Source organism: Chitinophaga sp. (assembly GCF_039596155.1).
Lineage (GTDB): Bacteria > Bacteroidota > Bacteroidia > Chitinophagales > Chitinophagaceae > Chitinophaga.
Genome location: NZ_JBCNKF010000012.1, coordinates 1 through 11,654, shown reverse-complemented (window position 1 = coordinate 11,654; position 11,654 = coordinate 1). Strand labels below are relative to the sequence as shown.

Annotated in this window: 8 protein-coding genes; 5 read left to right on the top strand and 3 right to left on the bottom strand. The window is 46.7% G+C overall.

Going from position 1 to position 11,654, the window contains the following annotated elements:
- Positions 1 to 75 precede the first annotated feature (75 nt).
- Positions 76 to 1,314, bottom strand: a complete 1,239-nt coding sequence (serA, locus tag ABDW33_RS13490; protein WP_343690590.1) for a phosphoglycerate dehydrogenase — start codon at positions 1,312 to 1,314, stop codon at positions 76 to 78.
- Positions 1,315 to 1,610: 296 nt separating this feature from the next.
- Here serA and ABDW33_RS13485 point away from each other — a divergent pair, with 296 nt between their 5' ends.
- The gene (locus ABDW33_RS13485) at positions 1,611 to 2,810 is read left to right on the top strand and encodes a serine hydrolase domain-containing protein (RefSeq protein WP_343690589.1); all 1,200 of its coding nucleotides are present in this window, start codon (positions 1,611 to 1,613) and stop codon (positions 2,808 to 2,810) included.
- 200 nt (positions 2,811 to 3,010) lie between these two features.
- Here the strand turns inward: ABDW33_RS13485 and ABDW33_RS13480 are convergent, their stop codons facing one another.
- A complete protein-coding gene (locus ABDW33_RS13480) occupies positions 3,011 to 3,994 on the bottom strand; it encodes a cation diffusion facilitator family transporter (protein ID WP_343690588.1) in 984 nt (327 codons plus the stop codon).
- A 487-nt stretch (positions 3,995 to 4,481) separates the two neighbouring features.
- Between ABDW33_RS13480 and ABDW33_RS13475 the strand changes: the two genes are divergently transcribed.
- From ABDW33_RS13475 to ABDW33_RS13460, 4 genes are read left to right on the top strand one after another with little or no spacing between them, the layout of a single operon-like run.
- Entirely contained in the window at positions 4,482 to 7,763 is a 3,282-nt protein-coding gene (locus ABDW33_RS13475; protein ID WP_343690587.1) for a SusC/RagA family TonB-linked outer membrane protein, read from the top strand.
- Between the two features lie 18 nt (positions 7,764 to 7,781).
- A complete protein-coding gene (locus ABDW33_RS13470) occupies positions 7,782 to 9,218 on the top strand; it encodes a RagB/SusD family nutrient uptake outer membrane protein (protein WP_343690586.1) in 1,437 nt (478 codons plus the stop codon).
- 20 nt (positions 9,219 to 9,238) lie between these two features.
- Positions 9,239 to 10,066 carry a putative zinc-binding metallopeptidase gene (locus ABDW33_RS13465; RefSeq protein ID WP_343690585.1) on the top strand — a complete coding sequence of 276 codons (828 nt, stop codon included), beginning with the start codon at positions 9,239 to 9,241 and terminating at the stop codon, positions 10,064 to 10,066.
- A 12-nt stretch (positions 10,067 to 10,078) separates the two neighbouring features.
- Positions 10,079 to 11,374 carry a DUF4302 domain-containing protein gene (locus ABDW33_RS13460; RefSeq protein WP_343690584.1) on the top strand — a complete coding sequence of 432 codons (1,296 nt, stop codon included), beginning with the start codon at positions 10,079 to 10,081 and terminating at the stop codon, positions 11,372 to 11,374.
- Between the two features lie 172 nt (positions 11,375 to 11,546).
- Here the strand turns inward: ABDW33_RS13460 and ABDW33_RS13455 are convergent.
- A partial coding sequence (locus ABDW33_RS13455) for a transposase (protein ID WP_343690719.1) occupies positions 11,547 to 11,654 on the bottom strand: 108 nt, incomplete at its 5' end.

The following is an 11,654-nucleotide window of genomic DNA, read 5'->3' as shown; positions in this document are numbered from 1 at the left end:
CTGCATTAACTCCACAAAAAAAGCCCCCACAGTGTATCTGTGGGGGCTTTCAAAAATTGTATACTTTTCAGTTCATTAATAAAGCAACCTTGCCTTAATGGTATTCTTCACATCACGCAGCAATAAAAATGCTTCCTTCGATAATTCACTATCCACGTCCAGCACCACATAACCCACTGAATCATTCGTTTTCAGATACTGCCCCAGGATGTTGATCTTATTCTGAGAAAGCACCGTATTGATCTCAGACAACACACCCGGCACGTTCTGATGAATATGCAGGATACGATGCGTATGATCTACTTCCGGTACACTCATGGCCGGGATTGTATGAGAGCCAAAGCTTGCACCCTTCTCCAGGTAGTTCAACATCTTGCTGCTTACATCCAGACCAATGTTATGCTGCGCTTCTTCCGTGCTGCCACCGATGTGCGGAGTGAGGATCACATTGCTTAACTTCTGTAATGGTGTAGAGAACGCTGCACCGTTTTTCTCCGGCTCTACCGGGAATACGTCGATGGCTGCACCACTCAGGCGTTTTTCCACCAGGGCATCACGCAGTGCCTCCAGGTCTACAACCTCACCACGTGCATAGTTGATGAAGATGGCGCCGGGTTTTGCATGACGGAGCACTTCGGCAGTGATCATATTATTGGTCGTCTTGGTAGACGGTACGTGCAGGGAGATAATATCTGACTGTGCAAACAATTCATCCAGCGAACGGATCTGTACCGCATTGCCCAGCGGCAGTTTAGTTTCCACATCATAGTAAAGTACGTTCATACCCATTGCCTCAGCAAGTACGCTCACCTGGCTACCGATATTACCATAACCTACTATCCCAAGGCTTTTACCTCTCAGTTCAAAGCTACCTTTCGCCTCTTTCATCCAGGTACCTTCATGCGCAGCCGCATTTTTGTCCGGAATACGGCGGATGAGCATGATGGACAAACCAATTACAAGCTCAGCCACGGAACGGGTATTGGAATAAGGCGCATTAAACACAGCTACCCCGTACTCACGGGCACTCTTCAGGTCAACCTGGTTAGTACCGATACAAAAACAGCCGATGGCCTGCAGTTTATGAGCTGCCTCCAATACCTTGCGTGTTACCTGCGTCTTAGAGCGAATGCCCAGCAGATGCACGTCTTTTACCTCACGAATCAGATCCTCTTCGCTCAGCGCCCCCGACAACCTTTTTACATTGGCATAACCAGCGGATGTAAACTGTGCCGCGGCGGCATCGCTGATGTTTTCCAACAATAAAATATTGATCTTCTCCTTCGGATAACTAGTCAACTTTTGCTGATCCATGATTCTATTTTATATGTTACCAATTGCAAAACAATTGGCTTAATGTTTGATATTACCGCAAACAAAGCACAAACCTAAAAGATGTTGCGCAAAAATCAAATAGCAGTCCCTTCAAATTTGAATTCGTCAAAATTACGCCGGTTTTTGGGCTTTATTTTGCCATTTTAGGGGTATAAATCTTAAAATACCTTTAAAATGACCAATTTGGGATTGAAATTTTTGCCCAACTTAGCTTAAGGTCCTAATTTTAACGCTTTTACGAAAATTTTTGTCACAGACCGACTCTTAACAGCAGAATGAAAGCAGCTTTTATTGCACTAACTATCTCCGGGTTTACTTTATACGCTGTTACCGCTTGTCAAAGCAATGCGGCGTATAATAAGGATAGAAAATCGAGAACAAAGGATACTACGCAGATTGAGATAACCGACGAGGCGAAGGCTGCTGTACTCAATTCCCCCCGCACCAAAGCGCAGCAAGCGGAATTGGAAGCTTTTTACAACACCGGTTTACTACGTGCTGGTTTCAACGGATCCATGATCGTCGCTAAAAAAGGGGTCATCATCTTCGAAAAATACCATGGCCTGGAGAACTTCAGGGCGAAAAACTCCCTCATCGGTGACAGTTCTTCGTTCCAGCTGGCTTCTGTGTCCAAAACATTTACAGGGATGGCCACCCTCTACCTGGCTGAACAGAACAAACTCAGCCTGGAAGATACCCTCCAGAAATTTTTCCCGACTTTTCCATATAAGGGAATTACCGTCCGGATGCTGCTCTCCCACAGAAGCGGCCTTCCAAATTATCTTTATTTCTGCGACAGCATCTGGCCGGACCGGCAAAAGTATATGACCAATGACGATGTGATCCGCCTCATGGAGCAGCATAAACCGAAGATCCAGCATACACCGGGTACTCACTTCCAGTACTGTAATACGAACTTCATGCTGCTGGCCTCCATCATCGAAAAGGTGTCAGGACAGAAATATGCGGATTTCTTACAAAATACGTTCTTCACCCCACTGGGTATGAACAATACGTTTGTGTATGATCCGGCTACACCACCACGCGCACATCAGACCGTCAGCCATAAATACAATGGACAGGCGGAACCCGATACGAACTTCGATGGCGTGGTAGGTGATAAAGGAATTTATAGCACCGCGCAGGATATGTTGAAGTGGGATCAGGGTTTGTATAGTGGTAAACTCTTTTCCCCTGAGTGGCTGAAACAGGCATATACACCTTATAGCCACGAGAAACCCGGTATCAGGAATTATGGACTGGGATGGAGATTGATGGTGTATCCGGATAGCACCGAGATCGTTTATCACAACGGCTGGTGGCACGGAAACAACACCGTTTTCTATCGAATTGTAAAAGATACTTCTACCATCATCATCCTGGGGAATAAATACAATCGGAATATCTACCATGCAGTCAAACCTGTAGCGGCGATTTTAGGCGCCGGTGATGGTGAGACTGAGGGAGAAGAATAAGATATAGCCAGCACCTGTCGTAGTCCCGGCATTCGCCAGCAGCTGCGGCAAGGCCCGCAAGATAAAAAGCCCCTGTATCTCATATGATACAGGGGCTTTTTATTGGGACACCTGGTGAAAACAGGTACCATTTATAAGATAAAACGGAACGTTGTTTTTATTTGTAAACGTCCTCCCTTCCCGTGTGTTCAATTTTATCCTCAATCCTCTCCATGTTTTCTATTCGGCAACACATTCTCCCGCGTCCATAAGATCGTTCCCGTAAAGTCATGCTGCCGGACAGCACATGCCGGCATCTGGCAATAATGACAGCAGGAACCTATACATGGATCCGCATGTATGAAAAATTCTACTTCACCGGATGTAATTGCCTCATTCACCAGCCGCTCTATCGCTTTTAGTTCCTCATGCGCATCGTTTAATAATAAATAATAAGGCAGTGTCACATGACAATCAATATGATAATTATTACCATACTGCTGTACCCGCATATTATGTACATCAATCCATTTCTCCCGGCGATGTTCCTGTAAAACGGCAATCACCTTATCTACTACCTGCATATCCGTTTCGTCCATCAACCCGGAAATGGACTGTCGCAGTAACCGGTAACCCTGTCTCAGGATAAGCCCACCCAATAGTGCGGAAGCCAGCGAATCCAGCCACGCCCACCCGGTAAAATGTATGAGCAGCAACGCCACGATCAGTCCGCCACTGCTATATACATCTGTCATGATATGAGAACCATTCCCCGTGATGGTGAGAGAAGATAATTTTTTCCCTTCATTTAAAAGATAAGCACCCAGGAGCAGATTGCCGGCTGCCGTGCCACCAATGATCCAGAGACCTTTATCTATGCTTTCCAGCGGAGTGGGTACAAAGAAAAACTGCACCGCCTTAAAAAGGATCAGGCAACCGGCAATAAAAATCATTGCCCCTTCAAAACCAATGGAAAAAAATTCTACTTTCCCATGCCCGTAAGGGTGATTTTCATCTTTAGGCTTACCGGCCAGGTAAATACTATAGCAGGCAAAGGCGCCGGCAACAACGTTGATAATGGATTCGAGTGCGTCGGACAATATCGCCACCGAGTGCGTCATGAACCAGGCCAGGAACTTAGTTCCTGTAAGTAGGAAGCTCACTATCAGTGAGATCAGTATGACACGTAATTCTTTTCTCTGCAAAACACAATTAATTGATCCACAAAGAACGGAAATTTTACGTAAGTTTAGTGGAAGAGAATGTTAGCTAAAAAACAACAATAGGAACCTGTAGCTAACCAAACGGAGCAAAAGAGCGTAAAAATAGCTGGAAAGTAACCAGCATTGACCAAAATCAAACAACGCAATGTGATTTCAATAGTTAAACCTGACACTAACATGCAATCGGAACCAAAGAACGCAAATCTGATTTCACACCTTCATACCTAACCCGTATGAAACAGGAATCGGGGACCTAAAAAACGACTATAGCATCCTGCGGACAGCTTCGATATGTCTTTGCAACCTTATTTGAAGCCAGTTCGCTAAGCACAATTTGTCCATACCAATTAAACAACAACCAAAGTAAAATCGTAATAATCTGTAGCAATATCCCCCAACCAAAATCGTAATAATGATGAATTTCAACCCAAAATTCGCATGGCTATGCCTGCTTTTATGCAGCATTTACATGTCCCCTGTGCAAGCTTTCCAACAACCCGCTGACATTGTCATTACCGGGATGGTCAGGTTAGCCGACAAAAATGGCGTTACCACCACAGCTCCCGGGGTCAGTGTAATGGAACAAGGCACCAAAAACGGTACCATGACTAATCAGGAAGGCACTTACAAACTAAGCGTAAAACCCGGTGCCATCCTCATCTTCTCCATGGTTGGTTACAAGTCCGCCACACGCCCGGCTCAGCCCGTGGTCAACGTGACCCTACAGGAAGATGTGAGCAAACTCAACGAAGTGGTGGTCACAGGTTACCAGACTATCGACCGCAAACTCTTTACAGGTGCCGCTACCTCCGTCAAAGCGTCCGATATCAAACGGGACGGTATTGCAGACGTAAGCCGCATGCTTGAAGGCCAGGTAGCCGGTGTAAGCGTTCAGAACGTTTCCGGTACATTCGGCGCCGCCCCTAAGATCCGTATCCGTGGCGCTACCAGTATCACGGGAGACAACAAACCCCTCTGGGTTGTAGACGGTGTCGTACTCGAAGATGTCATCAACGTCAGCAATGAACAACTTTCCACCGGAAACCCCTCTACCCTGCTGGGCTCCTCTGTGGCCGGTCTGAACTCCGACGATATCGAAAGCTTCCAGATCCTGAAAGATGCCGCCGCTACCGCCCTGTATGGTGCCCGCGCCATGAACGGCGTTGTCGTGATCACCACCAAAAAAGGACGTGTAGGCAAACCGGTTGTATCCTATACCGGCAATTTCTCTACTTATCTCAAACCGACCTACAATCAGTTTGATATTATGAACTCTGCCGACCAGATGTCTGTCTACACAGAACTCGAACGCAAAGGCTGGCTCAATCACTCCGATGCCACCCGCGCAGAAAATGGCGGTGTCTACACCAAAATGTACAACCTGATCGATACCTACGACGAAACCAAGGGACAATTTGGCCTCCCCAATACTCCCGAAGCCCGCAAAGCATTTCTTCAGCGGTATGCCGGTGCCAACACAGACTGGTTCAATACCCTCTTTAAAAACTCGTTCATGCAGGAGCACTCTGTCAGCATCTCATCAGGTACCGACAAGTCCCAGCTATACGTCTCCACCAGTTTCCTGCAGGACGGTGGCTGGACACCTGCTGATAAACTGAAGCGCTTCACCGGCAACGTCCGGGCCAACTATAACTTCAACGACAAAGTTTCCTTTGGTTTTATCACTCAGGGCGTAATCCGCGACCAACGTGTACCCGGTAGCCTGAACAGGAACAGCAACCCCGTAAGCGGACAGTTCGACCGGGACTTTGATATCAATCCTTACAGCTACGCCCTGAATACAAGTCGCACGCTTACGGCCTACGACCAACAAGGTAAACTGGAATACTTTACCCGCAATTTTGCACCTTTCAATATCCTCAATGAAATGTCGAACAACTACATCGACGTCAGCCAGCTGGATCTGAAACTGCAGGGCGAGTTCTCCTATAAGATCCTGCCCAACCTGAAATACACTTTCCTCGGTAACATCCGCTATGTGAAAAGCAGCCAGGAACATAAAGTGAAGGAAAATTCCAATATGCCCATGGCATACAGAGCCGCAGGTGATGCCACCATCAGGGACAGGAACCGCTTCTTATACAAAGACCCCGACAATCCCGATGCGGAAGCCATTGTGGTACTCCCCTATGGCGGTATCTATTCTACTGACGATGACTACCTCGTAAGCTACTACTACAGGAATACACTAGAATGGAATAAAACCTGGAACAATACCCATACCCTTAACCTCCTGGGCTCACAGGAACTCCGGTATGCAAACCGGCAGAACAAACAGTTCGATGGCTATGGTTACCAGTTTGACAAAGGAGGTGTGCCCTACATCGATCCCAACATCATCAAGCAGAATGTAGAGAACAATTTCAACTACTACAGCATGACGATGAACTACGATCGCTACCTGGCCTACCTTGCCAACGCTGCTTATTCCTACAAGGGAAAATATAACTTCAATGCCAGCCTGCGCTACGATGGCTCTAACCTCCTGGGTGAATCCAGAACTGCCCGCTGGCTGCCTACCTGGAACGTGAGCGGCTCCTGGAATCTCGACACGGAAGATTTCATGCAGTCGCAAACCAATATTAACCGACTCACACTCAGGGCTACCTATGGTCTGACAGGTAGCATGGGAAATGCCCGGAATTCCAGTGTGGTATTGCAAAACAGAAGTACCAACAGACCTTATCTATCTGAAGTAGAATCAGTGATTTACATTCAGAGTTTAGAGAATTCACAACTTACCTGGGAGAAGCAATATGAAACAAACGTGGGTGTAGATCTCGGCATGTTCCAGGACAGGCTCACGCTCACACTCGATGTATATAATCGCCAGGGCTTTGACCTGATCGGCCCCATCCGCACCTCCGGCATCGGTGGTGAAGAGATCAAAATTGCAAACTATGGCGACATGCACTCCAAAGGCGTGGAAGCTACCGCCGCCTACAAGATCGTAAACGATCGTGACTGGGGATTGCGCACCCAATTAACCCTTGGTTATAACAAAGGCAAGATCACCCGGCTGGAAAACAATCCGATCATATGGGATCTTGTCGTAGCCGAAGGCGGCGCTACACAGGGCCACCCTGTAAGAGGGTTGTACTCCATCCCGTTTGCAGGACTGAATCCTAAAGACGGTACCCCATTGTTTATTAATGAAGACGGGAATACCAGCAACAACGTTTACCTGCAAAGCGACAAGGTGCAGCACCTGCATTACGACGGACCTGTAGATCCCACGTTGACAGGCGGCTGGTACAATACCCTGCGCTACAAAGCCTTCTCGCTCTCAGCCCTGGTTACCTACAGCACAGGCAATAAGATCCGCCTGAATCCCGGCTTCAAACAACAATACACCGATCTCGATGCCAGCTCTAATGACGTCATCAACAGGTGGACCCTGCCCGGTGACGAAGCACGAACAAATGTGCCCAGCATCCTGGATAAATATGGTGTATCACTGCTGGATGGTGTGTACCCTTATAATAATTATAACTACTCGACTGTACGTGTAGCAGACGGCAGTTTTGTCCGCCTCAAACAGGTATCACTTTCATACGGTTTCAAACCAAAAGGTTTCAATAACCTTTCTGTGAGCCTGGTCGCCAACAACCTCTGGCTGATCTACTCGGACAAACGACTGAACGGACAGGATCCTGAATTCTTCAACGCAGGCGGTGTCGCATTACCTATCCCCCGTCAGTTCACCCTTTCAGTTAAGGCCAGTCTGTAAACTCTAAAACACGCATTCATGAAAAAGCATTATATATTTTTACTCATATTACTGGCAGGCAGCGGGTGTAAGAAATACCTGGAGCAGGCACCCGATCAGCGTACCCAGTTGAACAGTGTTGAAAAAGTAGCAGAGCTGCTGGGTACCGCATATCCGCAGGCTGACTACGCCACCTTTACGGAAGCAGCATCAGACAACGCTGCTGATAAAGGTACCGGTGGAACCATTTCGCTTGAGATCAATGCCAACCCTTACTATTTCAAAGACGTCATTGACAAAACCGAAGGCTCTCCAAACTATTACTGGAACAATTGCTACAAGGCCATCGCTGCCTGTAACCAGGCATTACAGGCCATCGAAAAAGCAGACAACCCTGCCGATTACAGTGCACAAAAAGGAGAAGCACTCGTAGCCAGGGCCTATGCGCATTTCATGCTCGTCACCCTCTTTTCCAAAGTATATGATTCCACTACCGCTTCGCAGGACCCGGGTATCCCTTACGTGACCACCCCGGAAAATGTAGTGATCAAACAATACGAACGGAAAACGGTAGCTTATGTATACGAACAGATTGAAAAAGACCTCACTACCGGGTTACCTTTAATAAAAAATACCACTTACAAAGTACCCAAGTACCACTTTACCACAGCGGCAGCCAACGCATTTGCGACCCGCTTCTATCTTTTCAAAAAGGATTACCAGAAAGTGCTTACATATGCAGCGAATGTATTTCCGGGAGGTAATGTGAAATCCAACCTGCGGCAGTGGGTGACGGTGTACCAGAATCTTACCGCCGCACAGGCACTCGCATTGTATACGAATGCAACAGAACCGGCTAACCTGTTGCTGGTAGAAGCGCCTTCCATCTGGGCACGCAATCTTGCACAATACAGGTACGGACTGCAAACAGAGATCGTCTACAGCATCTACCGTTCTAACAATGTCACAGGTGCTACCTGGGTACAACCGCTTTATTACATTGGTGACAATACCGACAACTGGGAGATCCTGAAATTCCGGGAACACTTTGTACGCTCCAGCGCCAATGCTGATATCGGGGTGCCCTACACCATCTTCCCGCTCTTTACAGCAGAAGAGGTCTTGTTCAACAGAGCAGAAGCCAATATCTACCTGGGCAATTACGACGCTGCAAAGCAGGACCTGAATGATTACGCCAGCATGCGCATAGATGGGTATACCACCAACAACCGGATCACTGATACAAAGCTGGCCAACTATTACGGCACTACAGACGTGAAAACAGGACTGATCTATACTTTGCTTGATTTTAAACAGGCAGAGTTCATGCAGGAAGGTATGCGCTGGTTCGATATACTACGCTACCACATTCCGGTAACCCATAGTGGTGAGACATTGACAGGCAACGACCCGCGCAGGCTTTTCCAGTTACCACAGGAAGTGAAGCTCTCCGGTCTTGAACAAAATCCCCGTTAACCACTTTAAAAAATTTGAAAATGAAATACTTGCCTATATTCCTGATCATGTTGATAGTGGCTTGTTCCAAAAAGGATCACCTGGATACAGACCTGCCCGGACTGGGCGGCGAAACCTGGGTGAAAGGACCACTGGATTTCTGGCTGGACACAAACTTTGTCTATCCATATAATATAGAGGTAAAATACCGGTTCGACCGGTATGAATTATCGCTGAACAAAGACCTGGTGCCCATCACCGAATCGCAGGTAGCACCCGTCATGTCCACCATCTCTAAAACATGGATCAAACCGTACACGGATGTCGCTGGAGACATCTTCTTTAAGAAGTATTGCCAGAAGCAGTTTGTGCTGGTAGGTAGCCCTCAGTACAACACCAACAATACTGTCACCCTGGGTACAGCCGAAGGTGGCCGCAAAGTGGTGCTCTTTGACCTGAATAACTTTAGTCTCAATAACAAACCCGGTGTGAGGCAAATGCTGCATACTATCCACCACGAATTTGCACATATCCTCCACCAGACTATCATGTACCCGGTCGAATTCAAAACCATTTCTACCGGTTATACCGGTAGCTGGAATGATTACTCGCTGGCCGAAGCACTGGCAAGAGGGTTCGTTACACAATATGCCCGCAGCGCCCCGGACGAAGACTTCGTGGAAATGGTGTCGACGATGCTGGTAGAAGGCAAAAGCGGGTTTGATGCGATCGTAGCCAGTGCACCGAGTGATGGCGCCGCCAAGCTGCGACAGAAAGAAGAGGTCGTAGTAAGATACTTCAAGGAAAGCTGGAATATCGACTTCTACACTTTACAGACAACAACACAAACTGCTATCAATAATCTTTAAAACGGCTCAAACATGCGCACACATATATTATATATACTGGTTTTGGCATGCCTGCTGAGCTGCCGGAAAGATAAAACCACCTCAATTTTCGGAGAGACACCCGATCAGCGACTGGAGAAAGCACTGGCAGATTATAAATCCCGGCTCACAGGTGCTGCATACGGTTGGAAAACCGCGGTATTCCCTCCAGCCGGCGGCGGATACAGTTTTTTCATGACGTTCGATACCGCTGGCAGAGTGACGATGTACGGCGATGTGACAGCGGATGCAGCGACTACGCCGGAGAATAGTACCTATCGCCTTAAGGCCGTGCAGCGTCCTTCATTGCTATTTGATACTTACACCTATCTGCACCTGCTGGCAGATCCCGATCCAAACGTATATGGAGGTGTGACCGGGCAGGGATATTATGTAGACTTTGAATATGCAATAGACAGCGTTGCTACCGATTCAATCAAACTGACCGGTATTACATACGGTACCAAAATGATTTTTGTAAAGGCCACAAAGGCAGAACATGATGCATATACCTCTGGTCAGTTTAGCGACCAGTTGACCAACATTCAAAACTTCATAGCAGATTTTCCATGGCAATACCTGCAATTTGCTGATGGAAAGAAATTGCAGGTAAGTATCAATACCGCTACCAAAAACTTTACATTGATCTACCTGGATGCTGACGGAAAAGTACAATTACTCTCTACGGCATTTTACTTTTCTACAGACGGCCTGTATTTGCAAACACCCATTACATATGGTAGCTACACCTTTAATGAGGTGTTCTGGGATGCTGATAACCAGGTCTTTTATATAAAAATAAATGGAGCCCGGATAGACGTGCAGGTGGCGGATAATTCAATCATTCCAATGCATCAGTTGCTGGGTGTAAGCTTCACCTCTATCGTGGTACCACCACAGTCTATCCCCGGATGGTCTGCCGATTTCACAACTATGTGGAAGTCTATTGCGGCATCACTGAAAAGTGGGAATTACGGTCTCACGTTGTATTATACCTACTTCACATTCGATGTATCCCAGCAGGTCATGAAACTGGATGTATATATCATTCAGAATAACCGGCTGTACCTGGCAGAATACCCATACACATATACAAAGACAACTGACGGGGTATTTGATTTTACAGAACAGGCCTACCAGGGAAATGCAGGATTGATCGCAACAGATATGGCACCGTTAAGGAATCGCCTGAGGAATGATCATTTTACGATGGACTTCTATGCAGGCACACTGGGGCAATTGAAAAGTGTTGAGAATACAGGATTTTATTTTACAGGATACCTGGAATAAACTGTATAAGGTAACAAGTATATATTAAAGAAGAGGGTGTCTCATAAATAAATGAGGCACCCTCTCAATTTTTTGAGTTATATAGCATTTTAAGGGTCGCCCTATATTGATTTTTGGGTAATCGTTTTGAGAAGGAAAGTTTTTCAAATAGACCCCGATTTTCTATTGGTTTTTAGGCCGTTTTCTTTCTTAAGTTGTGCGCTAATGCCAATAATCCGGTTTCAATACCTACTTTTTCTATGCCCCTGAGCATAAATCGTTTAAAATTGTGGTTGCTCTT